The organism is Actinoplanes sp. NPDC049316, from assembly GCF_040677315.1.
In the GTDB taxonomy this organism is placed as follows: Bacteria; Actinomycetota; Actinomycetes; order Mycobacteriales; family Micromonosporaceae; genus Actinoplanes.
Genome location: NZ_JBFAQM010000006.1, coordinates 19,205 through 39,998, shown reverse-complemented (window position 1 = coordinate 39,998; position 20,794 = coordinate 19,205). Strand labels below are relative to the sequence as shown.

The following is a 20,794-nucleotide window of genomic DNA, read 5'->3' as shown; positions in this document are numbered from 1 at the left end:
ATCAGGTGACGATGCCGCGGCGGTAGGCGTAGACCACCGCCTGGACCCGGTCGCGCAGGTCGAGCTTTGTCAGGATGCGGGACACGTACGTCTTCACCGTCTCCTGGCTGATCACCAGCGCCGCGGCGATCTCGCTGTTTGACCGGCCGTCCGCGATCAGTCGCAGCACCTCGAGCTCGCGCGGGGTCAGCGCGTCGTCCGCCGCACCCTCGGCCGGGCGGATGCGGGCCGCGTACCGGCCGACGAGCTGGCGGGTGACCTCCGGGGCGAGCAGTGCGGCGCCCGTCGCGACCGTGCGGATGCCGTGCAGCAGTTGAGCCGGTGGGGCGTCCTTGAGCAGGAAGCCGCTCGCGCCCGCGCGCAGGGCCTCGTACACGTATTCGTCGAGGTTGAAGGTCGTCACGACGAGGACCTTCACCGGGTTCGCGACGCCCGCGCCGGCCAGCAGGCGGGTCGCCTCGATGCCGTCGAGCACCGGCATGCGGACGTCCATCACGACCACGTCCGGGTGCAGGCGGGCGGCGAGGTCCACCGCGGCGCGGCCGTCGCCGCACTCGCCGACCACCTCCATGTCCGGCTGGGCGCCGATGATGGTCGTGAAGCCCGTACGGATCAGCTCCTGGTCGTCGCAGACCAGGACCCGCACCGGCGCGGTCACGACGGGTTCCCGGCCGGGATGCGGGCCCGGACGACGAAGCCGCCGCCGTCCCGCGTGCCCGCGCTGAACTCGCCGCCCAGCACGCCGACCCGTTCGCGCAGCCCGGCGAGGCCCCGCCCGCTGCCGCCGGGGGACGCCGAGGACGATCCTCTCCCGTCGGTGCTGACCTCCACCGTCATCTCCCTTTCACCGTGACGTACGTGGACCGTGGTGGGGCGGCCGTGTGCGTACTTGAGGGCGTTGGTCAGCGCCTCCTGCACCACCCGGTAGACCGCGGCCTCCGCGCTGCCGGCCGTCGTCGTCGGCTGCCCCTCCTCGGTGAACTCCACCGGTTGTCCGGCCTGCCGGGTCTGCTCGACGAGGTCGCGCAGCTCGCCGACGGACGGCGTACGCGGCTCGGTGCCGTGGTCGGGGTTGAGCAGGTCGAGCAGGTGCCGCAGGTCGCCGACGGCCCGCCGCCCGGTGTCGGTGATCGCCGTCAGTGTCTGGTCGAGGCGTTCCGGTGCGGTGGTCAGGTAGCGCGCCGCCTCGGCCTGCACGACCATCGCGGTCACGTGGTGGGTGACGACGTCGTGCAGTTCGCGGGCGATGCGGGTGCGTTCGGCGGCGCGGGTCGCCTCGGCGACGTGGCGGCGGCGCTCCTCCTCCACGAGGCGGGTCTGCCGCAGCCATCCGCCCATGGCCCACGCACCGGCCAGCAGCACGAAGAACGTGGCGAAACCCGCGAAGCCCTCTCCCGAGCCGAGCCGGTCCAGTGCGATCGACAGCGCCACGTACGCCGCGGCGGCGACGGCCATGACGACCCGGCGGTGCCGCTCCACGTAGGCGCCGGCGGTGACCAGCGCGAAGGCGAGGCCGGTGCCGGCGACCGAGTGGTAGGCGCGGAGCTGGTCGATGGCGAAACCGAGCGACACCAGGGCGAGGCAGACGGTCGGCCACTTGCGGCGTACGGCGAGCGGGAGGGTCTCGAGCGCGACGGCGCCGACGGCGAGCGCGTCGAACGGGCGGGCGGGCAGGTCGCCGAGCTGCGTGCCGTGGTTCTCGGTGGCGGGCAGCCAGGAGGCGACGGCCAGCGCCAGCGCCAACGGGAGATCCCGGACCATGACGTCGTACCGCCGCCACAGGTCCGGGAGCCGCCGGAAGTCGATCACTGGGAAACCATAGCGGTCGAGGTCTCGCGGGCGGCCCGGCCGCGGCGCGGGACGATGTGACCGCGGCGGCGCGCCAGCACCAGGAACACCACCGTCAACAGCACACCCGCGCCCAGCGTGTAGAGGCTGCCCTCCGGGCCGAAGTCGCCGCCGGTCAGCACGGCCGGGCCGGACATGGTCGCCTCCAGCAGGCCCTTCGAATCCCCGTTGCCGGAGACCACGACGCTGAAGATGCCGCCGGCGGCGAAGTTCCAGCCGAAGTGCAGGCCGATCGGCACCCACAGGTTGCGGGTGGCGGCGTAGCAGGCGGCGAGCATGAAGCCGGCCTCGATCGCGATGGCCGTCGCGCCCCACAGCGTGGCGTCCGGGTTCGCCAGGTGCATGGCCCCGAAGACCAGGCCGGTCAGCAGCAGCGCGATCCAGGTGCCCGTACGCTCCTCGACGATGCGGAACAGCACCCCGCGGAAGAGCAGCTCCTCGGTCACCGCGGCGGCCGCCATGAACCCGAGCAGCCCCACCGCGCCGCTCACCGAGCCGAGCCCCTTCACGTGGTAGCCGTCCATCAACGCGATGTTGACGATGACCGCGGCGAACATCGCGAACCCGATCAGCACCCCGCGGGTCAGCCGGGCGGCGGCGCCCGCCCGGGCCAGCTCCGTCACCTCCCGTCGTTCGGTGCGCCCGACCACCCAGCGGTAGACGAGCACCGCGAGCACGGCGGCCACGATGCCGAGCACCAGCGTGAGCCACGGGTTGCCGGACACCGCGTTGACCGCCTGACCACCCACGGCGGCGATCGCGACGACCGCGAGGAGCTGCTTGACGAATCTCATGACGTCTCCTTTGTGGGCCCGCGGCCGGGGCGCCTCGGGTCACAAAGAAAGTTATGGATTTTCGGCCCGGGAATCGTCACCGTGCGGTGGACACTTCCGGGTAGCTCGCACGGGGGACAAAGAACCGGTCAGCCGTCGGCGGAGGCGGCCAGGTCGCGCCACTGGTGCCAGGTGTCGAGGCGCTGGGCGTACGCCTTCTCCGCCACCGGGTACGGGTACGTGCCCAGGAACAACCGCAGCGGCGGCTCGGGCAGGTCCACGAGCGCGAGCATCGCCTTCGCCGTGTGCCCGGGGTCCACCGGCTGCCGCCCTGACGCCGCCGACCGGCGTGCCTCGCGGACCGCGTCGTACGCCGGAAGCGGCTCGGCCTGCACCGCGGAGCTGCTCGCCCAGTCGGTCCCGTACGGTCCGGGTTCGACGACCGTGACCCGCACGCCGGCCGGCGCCACCTCCTGGGCCAGGGCCTCGCTGAAGCCCTCCAGCGCCCACTTGCTCGCGTTGTAGATGCCCAGCAGCGGGAACGCCGCGACGCCGCCGATGCTCGACACCTGGATGATGTGCCCGCCGCCCTGGCCGCGCAGGATCGGGACGGCGGCCTGCGTCACCCAGACCGCGCCGAGGAAGTTGGTTTCCATCTGCGCGCGGACCTGGGCCTCCGTGACCTCCTCGGCCGCGCCGAACAGGCCGTACCCGGCGTTGTTGACGACGACGTCGAGCCGGCCGAAGCGCTCGCGGCCGGCCTCGACGGCGGCCTGCGCGGCCGCCCGGTCGGTGACGTCGAGGGGGAGAGCCAGCGCGGCGTCCGGGTGCCGGGCGACGAGATCGTCGAGCTTGTCGACGGTACGGGCGGTGGCGACGACCCGGTCGCCGCGTTCCAGCGCCGCCTCGGCCCACACCCGGCCGAAGCCGCGGGACGCGCCGGTGATGAACCAGACCTTCGAGTCCTGATGTGTCATGCCTCGATCGTCTGCCCAGGTCCGGATGGTTGCCAGTACCGCGTCAGGGTCACCATTGCGCCTTCGGCGGCGCGGCCGGCCGAGCTACAGTGCGGTCGTGACGGGCGACAACCTGTTCGGCGAGTTCCTCAAGGCGCGCCGCTCGCGGGTGACACCCGAGGAGGCCGGCGTCCGGGCGAACGGACGCCGCCGGGTCGCGGGCCTGCGCCGGGCCGAACTCGCCGCCCTCGCCGGGGTCAGCGAGCCGTACCTGGTCCGCCTCGAGCAGGGCCGCGACCGCAACCCGTCCCCGCAGGTGCTCGCCGCGCTCGGCCGGGCGCTGCGTCTCGACGCCGACGGCCTGGCGCACCTGCGCCGCCTTGCCGCGCCCGAGCCCGCCCCGGCCACCGCGGAACAGCTCGCCGACGGCATGCAGGAGCTGCTGGACGCCTGGTCGGGGGTGCCGGCGTACGTCCGCGGCCGGCACTTCGACGTGCTCGCCAGCAACGCGCTCGCGCAGGCTCTCGCGCCGGCCCACCGTCCGGGGCGCAATCTGGTCCGCGACGTGTTCCTCGACCCGGAGACCCGCGTCCGGTACGCCGACTGGCCCGCGGTGGCCCGCTCGACGGTGGCGGCCCTGCGCGCGGCGATCGGCGCCGACCCGGACGACCCGGTGCTGCCCGCGCTCGTGGAGGAGCTGTGCGGGTCCAGCGCGAGCTTCCGCGAGCTGTGGGACCGGCACGACGTCCGCCCGACGCGCGACGAGACGAAGGCGTTCGCGCATCCGGTCGCGGGCCGGCTCACGCTGCGCCGGCACGTGCTGCACGTCGACGGGACGCATGGGCAGGTGGTCATCGCGTACCGTCCCGAGCCCGGCTCCCCGGCGGTCGCCGCGCTGGCGAGTCTGGTCAGCGCGGCATCCGATGACGCCTGAGTAAGGTCGTCGCGTTCAGACCACCGTGCAGGGAACGCCGTTGAGGGTGAAGCCGGTCGGTTCGGCGGTGTTGCCCGTATGCGTGGCCTGGAAACCGATGTCGACGGTGGCGCCGGGAGCGAGCGCGCCGTTGTAGTCGACGTTGCGGGCGTTCACCTGACCGCTGGAGGGCGCGTAGGTCGCGTTCCAGCCGGAGGTGATGGACTGGCCGGAGGGAAGGGTGAAGCTCAGCGTCCAGCCGTTGATGGTCGAAGTGCCGGTGTTCGTGATGCTGACGGTCGCGGTGAAGCCGGAGTTCCAGGTGCTCATCGTGTAAGCGACCCGCGGCCCGGCGCCGGAGCTGGGCGGCGAACTGGCCGACGGGCTGGGTGAGGTCGTTCCCGTCACGCTGGTGACGAGCGTCATCACGCTGCGCGCGGGCAGCGTGAGGGTGACCGAACCGTTCGCCATGTTCAGCGGGCTCTGCTGCGCGACGTTCCTGCTCGCGTCGGTCAGCCAGTTGGCGACACTGCCGGACGCGGTGGTGCCGGCCAGGGTGAATTGCTGGCTCACCGACGCGGTGTTCTTGTTGACCGCGACGATGACGACGGTGTCGCCACCCCGGTACGCCGAGACGAAGACGTTCGACGCCGGGTTCGCCGTCGCGTCGATCCGCACGTATCCGGGCCGGACGAACCGGGAGAACTGCGCCATGACGGCGCCGCGCTTGCTGATCTGGCCGTCCTCGCGCATGGGGCCGTAACTGCGTCGCAGGTACCACCACACGTACGTCTGGAAACCGGCGTCCACCATGGCGTGGTGCATGTGTTCCCCCACGTCGAGCGCTCCGGGCCAGGCATCACCCGAATCGCTGCTGTTGGGGTAGTAGACCTCGGTCATCCACAGTTCTTTGCCCGCTCCCTTCTGCTGGAACAGCGGGTAGGGGAAGTTGGCGTACGGCGTGCCGTAGAGGTGCGCGCCGATGATGTCCACGTTGGCGAGGGCAGCGGAGTCGTTGAGGATCGGGTCCGACATCGACTTGACGTATTGGAAGGACTCGGGCGCGATGACCCGGGTGCTGATCGAGCCGGCATTCGCCCGCAGGAACTGGACGATTTCCGCGGCGGTCCACCACGTCCAGGTCTCCGCATAGTCGGGCTCGTTCTGCACCGAGATGGCGTACAGGTCGACCCCGTTGTTGCGCATGTAGGTCGTGAAGTCGTTCAGGTGCTGGGCGTAGGCGGCGTACGAGCTGTACTTGAGGCGCTTCGCGTTGGTCTGGGTCCCGCGGGTGAACGTCTCGGTCATGCCGGCGGGCGGGTTCCACGGCGAGGCGAAGACGGTCGCCCCGAGCGCCACGGCGCGCTGCGCCGTCGCCAGATCACGGCCCCAGTCCGACTGGTTCTCGTTCACCGGGATCCGCAGTACCGAAAACCCCAGACGGCCGTCGCCGGTGCCGAACGCGGTGTCCCGCTGGGCGGCCGTCAGGTCGCCGATCCAGGCGGCGTGGCACATGGCGCCGAAGCCCCGGATCGTCTGCCGCGGTGCGGACGGATTGATGCTCGCCGCCGCGGCCGAGGCCTCGGTGGCCCCCAGCATCGACGCGGCGACCGTCACGACCGGAAGGGCCCCCAGTGTCGTCAGGACGGATCTGCGGCTCACCTGCCGGGGCCGGGCGGCCACCGACTCATCGTGATTCTGGGTCATCTCTCGTCCCTACGCTTGTGGGAGCGCTCCCATTGAGAGATGCCAATATAGGCAGCTTGTTTCCCGCAGCTCAAGAAGAAGCAGTTGATAACGTCTTTTCAGTAACTCGTGAATGTCAGAAGAGTGTCATCGGTTCGATCGGCGCGGGCTCCGGAAGCGGCTCCAATTCGGGTACGCGAGCCCGCACCTCCTCGTGGAACCGGCGGGCCAGAGCCGGGGCGTCCGCGTTGTCCGGCGTGTGGATGAACACGGTGGGCGAGCGGCCCTCCCGCAGCCAGCCGGCCGTGACGGCGACCCACCGCTGCCACCCCGCCACCGTCTCCTCGGTCGCGTCCCGCCCGAGGTAGCGCACGATCGGCCGGTCGGTCAGCGCCCGGGTCCGCAACGACACGCGGGGCTTCTTGGTCCACGCATCCCGCTCCCCTTCGCTGGTCGGCGGCGTACGGAAGAACGCCGTCGTGTCGAACGGAATCCACTCCGCGCCGACCGCGGCGAGCACCGTCTCCAGCTCCGCCGCCGAGCCCCGGTCGTCGAAGAACGCGGGGTGGCGGACCTCCACCGCGTACCGGTGTGAGGCGGGAAGCCGGCGCAGGAACGCGTCGAGCGCGGGCACGTCCGGTGGCCCGAACGACCCGGGCAGCTGGATCCAGAACGCGTGGATGCGCGGCCCGAGGGGTTCCATGGCGTCGAGGAAGACGCGCAGCGGCTCATCGACCCCGGCCAGGCGCCGCTCGTGGGTGATCACCTTCGGCAGCTTGAGCACGAACCGGAACTCCGGGCCGGTCTGCTGCGCCCACGACGCGACCGTCTCCGGCACGGGCGTCGCGTAGAACGTCGTGTTGCCCTCGACCGCGTTGCACCAGCCGGCGTACGCCCGCAGCTTCTCGTTCGTGGGCAGCGGATGGGCAACGAAACGGCCCTGCCACGCCTTGTGTGTCCACATCGCACAACCCACGTGAAGGCGCATGGCAGAAACGGTACGCGCCCCCGCGGAAACCGCGTTGCGAGCCGGGCCGGGGCGGCTCAGACTGCCCCGCATGAGGCACGTAGCGCTGGTCACCGGCGCCAACCACGGCATCGGCGCGGCGACCGCGGAGGCGCTGGCAGCCCAGGGTGCGGCCGTCGTGTGCGCGTACTGGACGGTCGAGGAGGCGGCTGACCCGGCCGTGCCCGACGCGTACCGGGAGAACCGGGCACAGACCGCCGACGCGGTGGTGACGGCGATCCGGGAGCGCGGCGGCGACGCCGTCGCGGTCGCCGAGGACCTCACCGACCCCGGCGCGCCGCACCGCCTGTTCGAGCAGGCCGAGGCGGCGTTCGGGCCGGTCGACATCCTCGTCAACAACGCCTCCGGCTGGGTGCAGGACACGTTCAGCCCGGCCACCGTCGACCAGCACGGCCGCACCATGCGGCCGGTCACGGCGGCCACCTGGCAGCGGCAGTTCGCCGTCGACGCCATGGCGCCCGCCCTGCTCATCGCGGAGTTCGCGCGCCGGCACGCCGCCCGCGGCGGGCGGTGGGGCCGGATCGTCGGGCTCACCTCCGGCGGCGAGCTGGGCTTCCCGCAGGAGGTCTCGTACGGGGCGGCGAAGGCGGCCCAGACCAACTACACGATGTCCGCCGCGGTGGAGCTGGCCCCGCTGGGCGTCACGGCCAACGTGGTCCACCCGCCGGTCACCGACACCGGGTGGGTCACCGGCGAGGTCCGCGACTTCGTCGCCCACAGCACGGCCCACGTGCACGTCGCGACGCCCGCCGAGGTGGCCGGCGTGATCGCGTACCTGGCCTCGGACGCGGCGGCGCTGATCACGGGGAACGTCATCACTCTGCGCTGACGCGGAACCGGTCCACGATGCGGTTGAGGTCCGTGGACATCTGCGCGAGCTGCCCGGCGGCGCGGTCGGCCTCGCCGACGCCGACGGTGGTCAGCTGCACCGACGCGGCCACCTCGGTGATGGTGGACGCGACCTCGCCGCCCGCGGTCGCGGCCTCCGCGACGTTGCGGCTCATCTCGTTCGTGGTGACGGTCTGCTCCTCGACGGCCGAGGCGATGGTCGTCTGGAAGTCGCTGATCCGGGCGATGATCCCGCTGATCTCCTCGATGGCACCGACCGCGCCGGCGGTGTCGGTCTGGATCGCCGCCACCCGGCGGCCGATGTCCTCGGTGGCCTTCGCCGTCTCCTGGGCCAGGTCCTTGACCTCGCTCGCGACGACGGCGAAGCCCTTGCCCATCTCGCCGGCGCGGGCCGCCTCGATGGTGGCGTTCAGGGCGAGCAGGTTCGTCTGCTCCGCGATCGCGGTGATGACCTTGATGACGTTGCCGATCTCGGTCGACGACTCGCCGAGCTTGGCCATGACCGCGGTGGTGGACGAGGCCACTTCCACCGCGCGGGCGGCCACGCCGGCACCCTGGGTGGCGCTCTCGCTGATCTCGCGGATCGACGCGCCCATCTCCTCGGCGCCGGCCGAGACGGTCTGGATCGTGGACGACATGACGGCGGCGGACTCGGCGACGCTGGCGGCCTGCCGGGCGCCGGCCTCCGCACCGGCCGCGCTGTCGCGGCTGGTGCCGGCCAGCGAGGCGGCTGCGACGCCCAGCGCGGCGGAGTGTTCGGCCAGGTCGCTGACGCTGGTCCGCAGCGTCGTCGTGGCGCGCCGCAGGCCGGCGGCCATCCGGCCGAGCTCGTCGCGCTGGTCGACGTCGGCGTCGTGGGTGAGGTCGCCCTCGGCGAGCCGGTCGAGCACGGCGGAGACCCGGCGCAACGGCCCGACGATCATCCGCGCCACGACCAGCGCCAGCACCACCGCCAGCACGACGGCGGCCACGAAGGCCGAGAGGACGATCGCCCGGGTCCGGTGCACGGTGGCGTCGAACTGGCGCCCGGCCACGAGCGCGTCACCGGCCCGGCTGATCTCCTCGGTCAGCAGACCCTCGTACGTCTTGCGCAGGTCGCGGTTGGCGCCCATGGCCGCCGTGACAGCGGCCTGGCGGTCGGCGCCGAACGTCGTGAACTCGGCGTCCAGGGCGGCGAACCAGGCGTCCGTGCCGCCCTTGATCCGGTCGACGGCCGCCTGCTCGGCCGGGTTCCCCAGGGCGCGGGCGGCGGCCAGCGACTTGTCCACGGTCTCTTTGCGGCCCAAGGCCTCGTCCCGGAACGTCGTGTCGCCGGCGATCAGATACCCGCGTTCGTCGTTCGCCGCCGCCTTGGCGGTCACCGCGGCCTGGTTCAGGTTCGAGATGTACGGGACTGCGCGCCGTACCTCGTCGGCACGGGTGTCCTGCAGGCTGGCGATGCCGGCCAGGCCCAGCACCCCGGTGACGATCGTGCCGGCGACCGCCACCCCCGCCACAGTCAGGATCTTCGTGGTGACCCCACGGTTTCGCATCCAGCGCCCTGCACCCACCGATTACCTCGTCCGTCATCGCCGTGTCGAAAGCGGCGGGAGCCGCTACAGCAACGTTCGACGCCGTTCGGCGTGGGTGTAACCAGTTCACTCGATGTTCATGTTCTGTCGCTCGCGGTGGGGTGGAGGGTTGCAGTTGCCGATCAGAAGAGATCTATATCTCTTGTGCCCTGAACTGCAACTACCGGGAATGTGCCACCTCCCTGTGCGAGGCCTGTGGGGCGCTGCGGTCGCGGGGCAACCTCTCCCACCGAAGATCACGAATGGGAGGGAACGCATGAACGTCGTCAGCGCCGATCGGAGCGAGACGAGCCCCATGCCCCGGCTGTCGGTAGTCGTCCCGGTGTTCAACGAGGAGGACGTGCTGCCGCTGTTCGCGCAGCGGTTGCGGCCCGTGCTCGACGGCCTCGAGGTGTCGTACGAGGTGCTCACCGTCGACGACGGCAGCCGGGACGCCACCCCGGCCGTGCTGGAGAAGATGCGCCGCGAGTGGCCGCAGCTGCGGGTCGTCCGGCTGCGGCGCAACGCCGGGCACCAGAACGCGCTCACCGCGGGGTTGCACCGGGTACGCGGCCAGTACGTGGTCAGCATCGACGTCGACCTGCAGGATCCGCCGGAGGTCATCGCCGAGATGCTGAGCCTGGCCGAGAGCGCGGGCCTCGACGTGGTGCACGGCGTACGGACCGACCGCAGCACCGACAGCGCGTTCAAGCGCTGGACGGCCGGGCTCTACTACCGGCTCGTGCGGCGGGTGGTCGGTACGTCCGTGCCGCACAACGCCGGCGACTTCCGGCTGCTCAGCCGCACGGCGGTGGACGCCCTGACGGAGCTGCCGGAGCAGGGGCCGGTCTACCGCCTGCTCGTGCCGTGGCTGGGGCTGCCCAGCGGCGAGGTGACGTACGCGCGGGAGCGGCGCGCCGCCGGGCGGTCCAAGTACCCGATCGCCAAGATGATCCGGCTGGCGCTGGACAGCATCACCGGCTTCTCGGCCGCGCCGCTGCGGGTAGCGACCTGGCTCGGCTGTGCGGGGGTGGCGCTGTGCGTCGTGATGGGGGCGGCCGTGCTCGCCGCGTACCTGTGGGGGAATGTGGTTCCGGGTTGGACGTCGATGTTCGTGGCACTGGTCTTCCTCGGCGCGCTGCAGCTGCTCTGCCTGGGGCTGCTCGGGGAGTACGTGGCGCGGATCTTCACCACGATGCAGGGCCGGCCGGCGTACGTGGTCACTTTCGACTCGGCCGTGCCGCAGCGCAGCCGCCCGTACGCGACCACCGGCCGGTGAGCGCCGTGACCATCACGGCGGAGCCCGTCCACGATCAGGCCGGCATCCGGACCGTCGCACCGGAGGTCGCCGAGCCGGTCCGCAGCCCGTGGCGATCGGCGTTCCTGGTGGCGCTCGCGGTGTGGTCGGCCACCGTCGTCGTCCATCTGACCGTGAGCGCGCTGGCGTGGGTGCCGCGCGGCGGCAAGATCACCCCGGACCTCTGGCAGGTCGTCCTGCGGTGGAACAGCTGGGACGCCGGTCATTACGTCCGCATCGCCGAGAGCGGTTACCACCTGGGCCCCGGCTTCCCGGCCTTCTTCCCGCTGTACCCGCTGCTGATCCACATCTTCGACGTGGTGCTGCCGGGCGGCGCGCTGGTCAGCGCCCTGGTCGTGGCGAACGCCGCCGGGTACGGCGCGCTGGCCGTGCTGTACCGGCTCGCCGACCACGAGTTCGGCCCGGGGGTGGCCCGGCGCGCCGCCTGGTACCTGGCCGCGTTCCCGATGGGCTTCTTCCTGTTCATCGGCTACAACGAGTCGCTGTTCCTCCTGCTCGCGGTCGGTGCCCTGTACGCCGGGCGCCGAGGCCACTGGTGGCTGGCCGGCACGCTGGGGGCACTGTCGTCCGCCACGCGGCTGTTCGGCGTGCTCCTCATGGCTCCACTGGCGATCGAATACCTGCGTCAGCGCGGCTGGCAGCCCCGCCGGATCCGGGCCGACGTGCTCGGGATCGCGCTGGTGCCGCTGGGTGTGGTGGCCTACAGCATCTACTGCCTGGTGGAGCTGGGCAGTCCGCTGGCGTTCAGCATCGCCCAGGACCAATGGGGACGGCGGTACACGTTCCCCGGCGAGGCGTGGCTGATCGCCGTCCAGCAGGGCGCGGGGCACGGCCTGCTGCACCGGTCGACGCTCGCCGCGATCCTGGACGCCGGCACGGTCCTCGTCGCCGCGGTCCTGCTGGTCCTGTGCGTCGTCGGGCCGTACAAGTTCCGCCGCGACCAGATGTACCTGGTCGTGCAGGGCGGGCTCACCCTCCTGCTGCTGATGTCGACGGAGGTCGGCGGCCGCGCCATGCAATCCTCGGCCCGGTACGCGATGGAAGCCGTGGCGGTCTTCCTCGTGCTGGCCCGCATGGGCGCCAGGGAGGCCGTCGACCGGTCCGTGCTGGTCGCCGGGATGGCGCTGCACGCGGTCTTCCTGGTGATCTTCATGGCCGGGACGTGGCTGGTGGCCTGATCTTCTCCAGTGCGCGGACGGGGATCGGCCGCACCTCCCCGCGCGGGCCGGGTCGATGCGGCCGATGGCGCGGCCTCGGTTGGCGGCGCGGCCCTACTTGGTGGCGCGGCCGGTCAGCTTGTCGCGGAGGCGGTCCACCAGGCCGACGCCCGGCCCCACGAGCTTGTGGAACACCTCGTTGTTGGGCGCGCCCGGGTGCGGCCGCGTCGGGGCCAGCTTCTTGGCGGTCTCCACCTTGCCGGCCAGCTCGACCAGCTCGTCGGCGGGGATCAGCCGGCGCAGCTCGGGGAACTGGTCGCTCTCCTCGTCCTGCACGTGGTCGGCCAGCACCGTCTCCAGCTTGCGCAGCGCGGTGTCGAACTCGGGGCCGGACACGTCGAGGTCCTCGAGCGCCTTCATGGTCTCCTCGAGCTCTTTGTGCTCCTCGACGTCGTGCTCCACGGCCTTGTCGCCGTCGGGCAGGTACTTCTTCATGGCCGGGTAGACGTACATCTCCTCGGCGACGGCGTGGCGTACCAGCTCGCTGATCGCGGTGTCGGTGAGGTCGCGCCGGATCATCGGGTCCTGGACCGTCCAGATCTCGCCGATCAGCGCGGTGACGTCGCGGTGGTCGCTGGTGAGGACATCGATCACGTCCCTGCCGGTCTCACTAGTGGTCACGATTCCTCCAGGATCAGCCGTGACACGACTGAACAGCCGTGATGACGAGTGCGTCGTACCCCGAAAGCGGCCGCGTACTCCTGCCGGGTCAGGCGGCGTGGGCGGTGAGCCAGGGCGTGAGGATCGGCAGGACCGTGCGTGCCTGCATGGCCACGATGTGGTCGGCGCCGGGGACGATCTCCACGGTCCAGCCCCGGCCGGTCAGCTCGTCGCGGTGCTGCTTCAGCCCGTCGGCCAGGCCCACGTACGCCCGGTCCCAGCGTTCGCCGTACTGGATGTCGTCGTTCTCGCCGGCGAAGGCGAGCCGCGGGACGTCGATCCGGTCCAGGGCCGCGCGCTCGTCGAAACCGCGCAGCGACTCGTAGAGGGTGAGGTACTGCCCCGCCTGCTCGGGGCTCATGGTCACCTCGGTGGCGTCCCAGTCACCCGGCTGGACGTCGGTGGCCGGCGGCGGGGGATTGTCGCGGTTGGCGACGGCCATTCGGTAGGTGGCCGCGGTGACGGTCAGCATCGGCTCGTACGGCCCGCCGAGCGGCGGGAAGCCGCCCATGGCCAGCGCGGCCAGCCGATCCGTGCGCAGCGCGAGCTGAAGCCCGGCCAGGGCGAGCCACGAGTAGCCGTAGTACGCGAACCGCTCGGCCCCTGCGGCATCGGCGATGGCCAGCAAGTCCTTCGCGACGTTCGCGGCGGTGAGGCTGGGCTGTGCGGGATGCGCGGCGCGATGGCCCTCGTAGTCGGCCGCGATGACCCGCAGGCCGGCGTCGGCGAGGGCGGTGGTGAGAGTGCGGCCGAGCGCGGGGTCGGCGCCCCAGGCACGCATCTGCTCCGCGGTGTCGCCGTCGGGAACGTGCATGCTGACGGGGAGGAGGAGAGCCGGGCCATCACCCAGGATGGTCACGTCGAGGACAGAGTCGTCATGGAGCCGGGCTGTCGTCATGAAAACACTATACATCGTAAGGAGTAATATGGGCGACCCTGATGCCGAGGCGCACGTACGCCGGCTCTGGCGGCACCGGGGGGCGACCGTGCCCGGCCCGCGGCGCGGCCCGCAGCGGCAGCTCGACCTCGACGAGATCCTGCAGACGGCGATCGAGATCGCCGACAGGGAGGGCCTGGCGGCGGTGTCCATCCGGTCGGTCGCGGCGGGGTTCGGCAAGACCGCGATGGCGCTTTATCCGTACGTGGGGACCAAGGAGAACCTGCTCGCCCTGATGCAGGACCACGCCTCCGCGATGCCGGAGTGGCCCGATCCGGAGACCGGGCTGGCGGAGGCGTTGCGCGCGTGGGCGGAGGCGCTGTTCGACACGTACGTGGCGCACCCCTGGCTCGCCGAACGGCCGTGGTCGCAGGCGAGCCAGGGCCCCAACGAACAGGACTGGCTCGAACGGCTGTTGCGGATCCTGAACCGGTGGGACGTGAGCCCGCAGGCGCAAGCCCTGGCGGTGACCACCCTCTATGCGACCGTACGGGCCACGGCGGAAACCGCCGCGGCGTACGCGAAGCTCGACCGGGGCGGGGTGGAGGAGTGGGGCGCCCAGGTGGCGGCCACCCGTAGCGTGATCCCGGACTTCGCCGCCCGCTATCCGCTGTCGACGTCGCTCCAGCCGGTCGCGACCGACTGGCGCAACGCGCCGCGGGAGGGGCTGGTGGGCTCGGTGCGGCTCCTGGCTCTCGGCATCTCCGAGGCGTGAGCTCCGGGAGCGGGTTGCGGCAAAGTGTCGGACCCACGTGGGAGGCTGCCGCCGTGGACGTCGAATTCGAGGCCGAGCTGTGGCTGTGGGAGGCGCGCAGGGCGGACAGCTGGACCTTCGTCAGCCTGCCGGTCGACGTGTCCGCCGAGATCCGGGACCGGGCCGGCGGGCTGAGCCGCGGGTTCGGGTCGCTGCGGGTGCGGGTCACGATCGGGGACAGCACCTGGCGCACGTCGATCTTCCCGGGCGGCGGGCGCAAGGCGTACGTGCTGCCGGTCAAGCGGGCGGTCCGCCGGGCGGAGTCTCTCGACGTGGGTGACCTCGCGAGGGTGGCCGTGGAGGTGATCGATCTCTGAGGCCGGTGCGACTGACTCGGTTCATTGACAGCGATCTCTGGGCGGCGGAGTATGGGAGCGCTCCCACACCCGACCTCAGCCCCGGGAGATCACCGTGCACACCTCGCCCCTGCGGCGTGCCCTGACGAGCGCCGTCCTGCTCGCCACGGTCACCACCGCCTCCGCCACCTCGCCCGCCCACGGCGCACCACCCGCGGCCGCACCGGCAGCCGCGGCGGACATCGCCGTCGATGTCGACGTCCGGGCCGGCCTCGCCACCGTTCCGGACACCGCGATCGGCGTCAACCACGCCATCTGGGACGCCGAGCTCGGCAAGCCCGCCGTCGCCGACCTGCTCAAGAACGCCGGCGTCCGGATGCTGCGCTACCCCGGCGGCTCCTACGCCGACATCTACCACTGGCGCGACCACACCGCGCCCGGCGGCTACGTGGCTCCCGGCACCGACTTCGACACGTTCATGACCGCCGCCCAGCGCGTCGGCGCCGAGCCGATGATCATCGCCAACTACGGGACCGGGTCGGCGCAGGAGGCCGCCGACTGGGTGCGGTACGCCAACGTCACCAAGGGGTACGACGCCACGTACTGGACGATCGGCAACGAGAACTACGGCAACGGGCACTACGGCTCCGGGTGGGAGGCCGACGACCACGCCGACAAGAGCCCGGCCCAGTACGCGTCCGAAGTGGTCGCCTACTCGCGGGCGATGAAGGCCGTCGACCCGGACATCAAGATCGGCGCCGTCCTGACGATGCCCGGCAACTGGCCGGACGGCATCGTGGCCGCCGGCGACGACGGCACGTGGAACCAGACCGTGCTGCGCCTGGCCGGCGCCGCGATCGACTTCGCCGACGTGCACTGGTATCCCGGTGGCGGCACCGCGGCGGAGGCGCTGAGCCGGACCGAGCACATCAGCGACGCCGCCCACCTGCTCCGGGAGCAGATCGACCGGTACGCGGGGCCCGGCGCCGGACGCATCGGAATCAGCCTCACCGAGACCAACGTCGGCGTGGGGCCGAACACGCAGCCCGGCGCCCTGTTCCTGGCCGACGCGTACAGCGGGCTGCTGGAGAACGGCGTGTTCACCGTGCAGTGGTGGAACGTGCACAACGGCATCGGCACCGTCTCCACCGTCGCGGGGCAGACCGACTACGGCGACTTCGGGCTGCTGTCCAGCGGCGGCTGCCTGGCCGACGGGTCGGTGTGCGAGCCGGCCCTGAACACGCCGTTCGCGCCGTACCACGGGCTGGACCTGACGGCCGACTTCGCGCGGCCGGGCGACCAGCTGGTGCGGGCCGGCACCGGGAATCCGCTGGTGACCGCGCACGCGTCGCGCCGGCCCAACGGTGACCTCGCCGTGCTGCTGGTCAACAAGGACCCGGACCGGGCGCACACCGCCGCCCTCACCTTCCACGGGTGGACGCCGTCCGCCGCCGCGCCGGCCGTCTCGTCGTACCGCAACGGCGGGGACGCCGTGCAGACCGGTGGCACCGGCGACGTGTCCGGCCAGGTGCTCCCCGCGTACTCGCTGACGCTCTTGACCTTGCACCCGGCCCGCCCGGACGCCGCGCCGCCGCAGCAGCCGGGCCGGCCGGTGGTCGGCGCGGTCACCGACCGCACGGCGACGATCTCCTGGCCGGCCGCGCGGGCCGGTTCCCGCCCGATCGCGAAGTACGAGGTGTACCGGCAGACGGCCGGGGCCGGCGAGCAGCTCGGCGAGACCACCGGCACGTCCTTCACGGCCCGCAACCTCGAGCCGGGCCGCCGGTACACCGTCACGGTGGTGGCCCGCGACACCGGCGGCACGGCCTCCTGGTCGTCGCTCCCGCTCACGTTCACGACGGCGACACCGGCGCAGTCGGCGTGCACCGTCCGCTTCGCCGACACCAACGACTGGGGCAACGGCTTCGTCGGCTCGATCGACATCACCAACAACACGGCCGCGCCGGTGGCCGGCTGGACGCTGGCCTTCACCTGGCCGACGGGCTGGCAGACCGTCAGCAGCGGCTGGAACGCGACCTGGCAGCAGACCGGCACAACGGTCCGCGTGACGAGCGACGCGGCCATCGCCGCCCAGGGCACGACGTCGGTCGGCTTCGTCGGCTCCTACAGCGGACCGAACGTGCTGCCCACGGCGTTCACCTTGAACGGCACGGTCTGCACGACCGGCTGATCAGGGTCGCGCCCGAGCCGGCTCGCTAGACGCACAGCCCCGCGACGATCTCCGCAATCGCCGCGGGGCTGTGGCGCAGCGTCGCCCGGCCCACCGACAGCTCGGTGCGGACCACGCCGGGGTCGCCCGTCGTCGCCGCGCTGGGCCACACCCACAGGCCGGTCTCCTCCGCCAGCCGCTTCGCGTTCGTCCGGTAGGCCTCCGCGGACGTCGCGAACAGCAGGTGCATCATCGGCGTCTGCGGCGGGTCCGGCACGACGCGGATCTCCGGTACGCCGGCCAGCGCCTCCGCGATGGCCCGGGCGTGCCGCATCCGGGCCGGCATCTCGTCGAGCGCCGCGTCGAGCAGGGTGAGCGCGGACGAGGCGGCCGGCCACATCGCGTACAACGTTCCGCCGAGCCGGCCGCGCCACTCGCGGACCTGGGCGATGTCGGTCTCGGAGCCGGCCACGCAGCAGCCCGGCAACGCCCCGACGCCCTTGTAGAACGACACGTACACGGTGTCGAAGAGCGCGGCGATCTCCGCGGGGGAGCGCTCGTACCCGGCGGTGGCCTCCCAGAGCCGGGCGCCGTCGAGGTGGACGGCGGCGCCCCGGTCGCGGGCCCAGCCGGTCTGGGCGACGAGCTCGTCCCAGGGCGGGAGCCGGCCGCCGAGGTCGCGCTGTGGCAGCTCCAGCAGCAGCGCGGCGACCGGCTCGGCGACCGCCTGCAGGTCGTCGAGGGTGAGCACCCGGTCCAGCTCGCCGGCGTGCCGCCCGGTGAGCTGGTGCAGCCGCTGATAGCCCTGGCCCTCGTGCCGTTCGAGGTGGCAGTACGGGTGCCACACCACGGTCCGCGGCCCCCGGGCGTCGGCGTGCACGCGCAGGGTCGCCGCCTGGGCCATCGTGCCGCTGGGCAGGAAGGCGGCGGCCGGCTTGCCGAGCAGGGCGGCAACGTAGCGTTCCAGCTCGGTGACGGCGCCGCCCTCGCCGTACACGTCCGGCGCGGCGTCCGGGTCGACGGTGGCGATCAGGTCCCGGGGACGGACGAGGCCGTTGCCGAGGAACGAGTCGGTGCAGGCGGCCCACCGGGCCCGGGTTGCCTCATCCACGCCACCAGTCTCGCCGGTCCGCAGTCGCCTGTCAGGCCGGTTCGGTCACAGGTCGATCGTCGCCTCGATGCGGCGCAGCTGGTGCCGGGCCATCGCCAGGTTGGCCTTGCCCTTGTCGAGCGCCAGGTAGAGGAAGAGTCCGGCGCCGCTGCGCGAGGTGAGCGGCCGGATCAGGTGGTACTGGTTGTTCATCGTGGTGAGGATGTCCTCGATGGAGTCGTCGAGGCCGAGCATCTGCATCGTGCGCAGCTTCGCGCGCACCACGTCGGTGGTGGCGGCCGCGGCGACGGTCATGTCGAAGTCCGCCTTGCCGCCGACGAGCCCCAGCGCCATCCCGCTCCCGGAATCGACGAGTGCGGCGCCGAGCGCGCCACTGATCTGCATCGCGTCCTTGAGAGCGACGTCCATCTCCGGCATGGGGTCCTCCTGTCATGACTTGTGTCGATGCCGAGGATGGCCCGGACGGCGGCGGCGGGATCGCACCCGATGTGCGAACTTCTTCAACTGCTCAATTCAGCAAAGTCCGGCCGTCGCACCGGGCGTACGTCGCCGCCGGCCGGGTTCTGCGAGGGTTCAGGCGTGTCCAAGCCCCTCTACCAGGCGAAGGCGGAGCTGTTCCGGACGCTCGGGCACCCCGTCCGGATCCGGGTGCTGGAGCTGCTGCAGGACGGTCCGCTGCCGGTACGCGACCTGCTGGCCGAGATCGACGTCGAGGCGTCGAACCTGTCGCAGCAGTTGTCCGTGCTGCGCCGCGCCGGCATCGTGACCTCCACGCGGGAGGGCTCCCTGGTGGTGTACGCCCTCAGCACCCCGGACGTCGTCGCGTTGCTGGCGGTGGGGCGGCGGCTGCTCGGCGCGGTGCTCACCGACCGGGACGAGCTGCTCGTCCAGCTGCTCGGCGGTGTCGCGCCGCCCACCGGCGAGCTGGTAGGCAGAAGCCATGCGACTTCGTCCGTACGCCGATGAGGACCGTGGGCTGACCCTGCGGCTGGAGACCGATCCGCAGGTCGTGGGGCATCTCGGCGGCGTCGGCGATGAGGAGCACGCCGACCGGGTGCACCGGCGGCGGCTCGAGGAGGTCGCCGGCGGTGATCTGATCTTCACCATCCTGCCGGAGGACGAGGCGTCGCCGGTCGGCGTCATCGCGATCTGGCGGTCCGAGTGGGAGTCGCAGCCGATCCACGAGCTGGGCGCCATGCTCGTCCCCGGCCACCAGGCGCGCGGCGTCGCCTTCGAGGCGTTCCAGCAGCTCCTTCCGCACGCGCTGGACCGCGGGGTGGGGCTGTTGCACGCCTTCCCCGCGGTCACGAACGGCCCGTCCAACGCCATCCTGCGCAAGCTCGGCTTCACCCGCGGCGAGGACTGCGACCTCGACTACGAGGGGCGCCCGCTGCGCTGCGCCCATTGGGTACGCGACCTGCGCGCGGATCCGGTCAGCGGTGACGCAGCGCCCCGTCCAGCTCCGTGAGCGTGTGCAGCAGGCCGTCGACCTGCTCGTCGGTGTGCGCGGCGGTCATCTGGATGCGGAAACCGACCTGGTCCTTGGGTACGCCCGGGTACGGCGCGAGCGTCACGTAGATGCCCCGCTCGAGCAGGGTGCGCGCCACCTCGGGCAGGTTCTCGCCGTCGACGAGCGGGATCTGCACGAGCGGGTAGCCGGTCAGGTTGGGGGTCTGCACGCCCATGCCGTCGAGGTGGTCGAGCACCCGCCGGGTCTTGCGGAACAGCTCGCCGCGCAGCACGTCGCCGCGGACGTCGTTGACCTCGAGCCCGGCGAGGACGGTCGCGAGCGACGCGGTCGGCACCGGCCCGGAGTAGAGGTACGGCGGAGCCGCGATCTTGAGGTGCTCCTTGACCGGCGTGGTGCAGGCGACGAAGGCCAGCATCGAGGAGTACGCCTTGGAGAAGCCGCCCACCAGCACGACGTTGTCGTAGTCGAGCCCGTAGTGGCGGATCACGGCGTTGCCGCGGCTGCCGTACGGCGACGTCTCGTCGTCGGTACGTTCGCCGATGATGCCGAAGCCGTGCGCGTCGTCGATGTAGAGCGTGGCGTCGTGGCGGCGGCACAGCTCCGCGAACGCCGGCACGTCCGGAGTGTTGCCGGTCATGCTGTTGACGCCGTCCATGCAGACCAGCACCGGCTCGCCCGCGGGGACGGCGGCCAGCAGCTCGGCGAGGTGCTGCACGTCCTCGGAACGGAACCGCTGCAGGGTGGCGCCGAGCGCCCGGGCGTGCACGCAGCCGTCGTAGATGGTGCGGTGGGCGCGTGAGTCCATCAGCACGTGACCCTTGCCGGCCAGCGCGGGGATGACGGACAGGTGTATCTGGCTGATCGTCGGCAGGACCAGGGTGTCCGGCGCGCCGAGCAGAGCGGTGAGCCGCTCCTCGATCATGGGGTAGAGCCGCGGGCTGCCCAGCATGCGCGACCAGCTCGGGTGCGTGCCCCAGCGCCGCACCTGGTCGCCGATCGCCGCCTGGATCTCCTCGTCCAGGTCGAGGCCCAGGTAGTTGCAGGACGCGTAGTCGACGTGCCAGCGGTCGCCGATCCGGATGTTGCGGCCGTCGACCTCGTCGATGACCTGGTCCCACAGCCCGGCGCGGGTCAGCTCGGCGATGCTGCGGTAGGCGGACTCGGCAGCGGGGGACGATGCGTTGGGGGCGGGGAGGAGCATGCGCGATGCTAGGCATAGGTAGTGACGCACCGTCCATTAAGTAAAGCTTATTGTGAC

General features: G+C 72.0%; 21 protein-coding genes. 9 read left to right on the top strand and 12 right to left on the bottom strand.

Features of this window, described 5'->3' with window-relative positions; all coding sequences use genetic code 11:
* Position 1: 1 nt before the first annotated feature.
* The 4 genes from AB0K03_RS11255 to AB0K03_RS11240 all read right to left on the bottom strand — a co-directional run bounded on the left by AB0K03_RS11255 (position 2) and on the right by AB0K03_RS11240 (position 3,598).
* Positions 2 to 658, bottom strand: a complete 657-nt coding sequence (locus AB0K03_RS11255; RefSeq protein ID WP_364683146.1) for a response regulator transcription factor — start codon at positions 656 to 658, stop codon at positions 2 to 4.
* Entirely contained in the window at positions 655 to 1,809 is a 1,155-nt protein-coding gene (locus AB0K03_RS11250; protein ID WP_364683144.1) for a histidine kinase, read from the bottom strand. Before AB0K03_RS11250 ends, AB0K03_RS11255 begins: the two co-directional genes overlap by 4 nt.
* A complete protein-coding gene (locus tag AB0K03_RS11245; RefSeq protein ID WP_364683142.1) occupies positions 1,806 to 2,642 on the bottom strand; it encodes a type II CAAX endopeptidase family protein in 837 nt (278 codons plus the stop codon). Before AB0K03_RS11245 ends, AB0K03_RS11250 begins: the two co-directional genes overlap by 4 nt.
* Before the next feature lie 128 nt (positions 2,643 to 2,770).
* The gene (locus tag AB0K03_RS11240) at positions 2,771 to 3,598 is read right to left on the bottom strand and encodes an SDR family oxidoreductase (RefSeq protein WP_364683140.1); all 828 of its coding nucleotides are present in this window, start codon (positions 3,596 to 3,598) and stop codon (positions 2,771 to 2,773) included.
* Between the two features lie 97 nt (positions 3,599 to 3,695).
* Here AB0K03_RS11240 and AB0K03_RS11235 point away from each other — a divergent pair, with 97 nt between their 5' ends.
* A complete protein-coding gene (locus AB0K03_RS11235) occupies positions 3,696 to 4,511 on the top strand; it encodes a helix-turn-helix transcriptional regulator (protein WP_364683138.1) in 816 nt (271 codons plus the stop codon).
* A gap of 15 nt (positions 4,512 to 4,526) precedes the next feature.
* On the opposite strand, the gene AB0K03_RS11230 is transcribed toward AB0K03_RS11235, so the two are convergent.
* Positions 4,527 to 6,197 carry a cellulose binding domain-containing protein gene (locus AB0K03_RS11230; RefSeq protein ID WP_364683136.1) on the bottom strand — a complete coding sequence of 557 codons (1,671 nt, stop codon included), beginning with the start codon at positions 6,195 to 6,197 and terminating at the stop codon, positions 4,527 to 4,529.
* Positions 6,198 to 6,312: 115 nt separating this feature from the next.
* Positions 6,313 to 7,140 carry a DUF72 domain-containing protein gene (locus AB0K03_RS11225; protein WP_364683722.1) on the bottom strand — a complete coding sequence of 276 codons (828 nt, stop codon included), beginning with the start codon at positions 7,138 to 7,140 and terminating at the stop codon, positions 6,313 to 6,315.
* 94 nt (positions 7,141 to 7,234) lie between these two features.
* Here AB0K03_RS11225 and AB0K03_RS11220 point away from each other — a divergent pair, with 94 nt between their 5' ends.
* Entirely contained in the window at positions 7,235 to 8,032 is a 798-nt protein-coding gene (locus AB0K03_RS11220; RefSeq protein ID WP_364683134.1) for an SDR family oxidoreductase, read from the top strand.
* Here the strand turns inward: AB0K03_RS11220 and AB0K03_RS11215 are convergent.
* Positions 8,019 to 9,584, bottom strand: a complete 1,566-nt coding sequence (locus AB0K03_RS11215; protein WP_364683132.1) for a methyl-accepting chemotaxis protein — start codon at positions 9,582 to 9,584, stop codon at positions 8,019 to 8,021. The two genes, AB0K03_RS11220 and AB0K03_RS11215, sit on opposite strands and share 14 nt — an antisense overlap.
* Positions 9,585 to 9,879: 295 nt before the next feature.
* On the opposite strand from AB0K03_RS11215, the gene AB0K03_RS11210 reads away from it, so the two are divergent.
* On the top strand, positions 9,880 to 10,881 hold the full coding sequence (locus AB0K03_RS11210; protein WP_364683130.1) for a glycosyltransferase family 2 protein: 1,002 nt from the start codon (positions 9,880 to 9,882) through the stop codon (positions 10,879 to 10,881).
* 5 nt (positions 10,882 to 10,886) lie between these two features.
* Complete coding sequence (locus AB0K03_RS11205) at positions 10,887 to 12,098, top strand: mannosyltransferase family protein (protein WP_364683128.1); 1,212 nt, start codon at positions 10,887 to 10,889, stop codon at positions 12,096 to 12,098.
* Positions 12,099 to 12,191: 93 nt separating this feature from the next.
* On the opposite strand, the gene AB0K03_RS11200 is transcribed toward AB0K03_RS11205, so the two are convergent.
* A complete protein-coding gene (locus AB0K03_RS11200; protein WP_364683126.1) occupies positions 12,192 to 12,758 on the bottom strand; it encodes a hemerythrin domain-containing protein in 567 nt (188 codons plus the stop codon).
* An 88-nt stretch (positions 12,759 to 12,846) separates the two neighbouring features.
* Positions 12,847 to 13,695 (bottom strand): alpha/beta hydrolase, encoded by an 849-nt coding sequence (locus AB0K03_RS11195; RefSeq protein WP_364683124.1) that lies wholly within the window; start codon positions 13,693 to 13,695, stop codon positions 12,847 to 12,849.
* Between the two features lie 28 nt (positions 13,696 to 13,723).
* Here AB0K03_RS11195 and AB0K03_RS11190 point away from each other — a divergent pair, with 28 nt between their 5' ends.
* From AB0K03_RS11190 to AB0K03_RS11180, 3 genes are all read left to right on the top strand, one after another.
* On the top strand, positions 13,724 to 14,449 hold the full coding sequence (locus AB0K03_RS11190) for a TetR/AcrR family transcriptional regulator (protein WP_364683122.1): 726 nt from the start codon (positions 13,724 to 13,726) through the stop codon (positions 14,447 to 14,449).
* Between the two features lie 53 nt (positions 14,450 to 14,502).
* Entirely contained in the window at positions 14,503 to 14,805 is a 303-nt protein-coding gene (locus tag AB0K03_RS11185) for a DUF1905 domain-containing protein (protein WP_364683120.1), read from the top strand.
* Between the two features lie 220 nt (positions 14,806 to 15,025).
* A complete protein-coding gene (locus AB0K03_RS11180; protein ID WP_364683720.1) occupies positions 15,026 to 16,975 on the top strand; it encodes a cellulose binding domain-containing protein in 1,950 nt (649 codons plus the stop codon).
* A gap of 25 nt (positions 16,976 to 17,000) precedes the next feature.
* Here the strand turns inward: AB0K03_RS11180 and AB0K03_RS11175 are convergent, their stop codons facing one another.
* Together AB0K03_RS11175 and AB0K03_RS11170 are read right to left on the bottom strand one after the other, a co-directional pair.
* Positions 17,001 to 18,065, bottom strand: a complete 1,065-nt coding sequence (locus tag AB0K03_RS11175; protein ID WP_364683118.1) for a beta-eliminating lyase-related protein — start codon at positions 18,063 to 18,065, stop codon at positions 17,001 to 17,003.
* Between the two features lie 45 nt (positions 18,066 to 18,110).
* Complete coding sequence (locus tag AB0K03_RS11170) at positions 18,111 to 18,482, bottom strand: hypothetical protein (protein ID WP_364683116.1); 372 nt, start codon at positions 18,480 to 18,482, stop codon at positions 18,111 to 18,113.
* Positions 18,483 to 18,644: 162 nt separating this feature from the next.
* On the opposite strand from AB0K03_RS11170, the gene AB0K03_RS11165 reads away from it, so the two are divergent.
* Both AB0K03_RS11165 and AB0K03_RS11160 read left to right on the top strand, forming a co-directional pair.
* Positions 18,645 to 19,031: a metalloregulator ArsR/SmtB family transcription factor gene (locus AB0K03_RS11165; protein ID WP_364683114.1), complete on the top strand. Its 387-nt coding sequence runs from the start codon at positions 18,645 to 18,647 to the stop codon at positions 19,029 to 19,031.
* A complete protein-coding gene (locus AB0K03_RS11160; protein ID WP_364683112.1) occupies positions 19,006 to 19,533 on the top strand; it encodes a GNAT family N-acetyltransferase in 528 nt (175 codons plus the stop codon). Before AB0K03_RS11165 ends, AB0K03_RS11160 begins: the two co-directional genes overlap by 26 nt.
* Here AB0K03_RS11160 and AB0K03_RS11155 read toward each other — a convergent pair.
* Positions 19,499 to 20,737 (bottom strand): pyridoxal phosphate-dependent aminotransferase family protein, encoded by a 1,239-nt coding sequence (locus AB0K03_RS11155; protein WP_364683110.1) that lies wholly within the window; start codon positions 20,735 to 20,737, stop codon positions 19,499 to 19,501. The genes AB0K03_RS11160 and AB0K03_RS11155 overlap by 35 nt on opposite strands.
* Positions 20,738 to 20,794 lie beyond the last annotated feature (57 nt).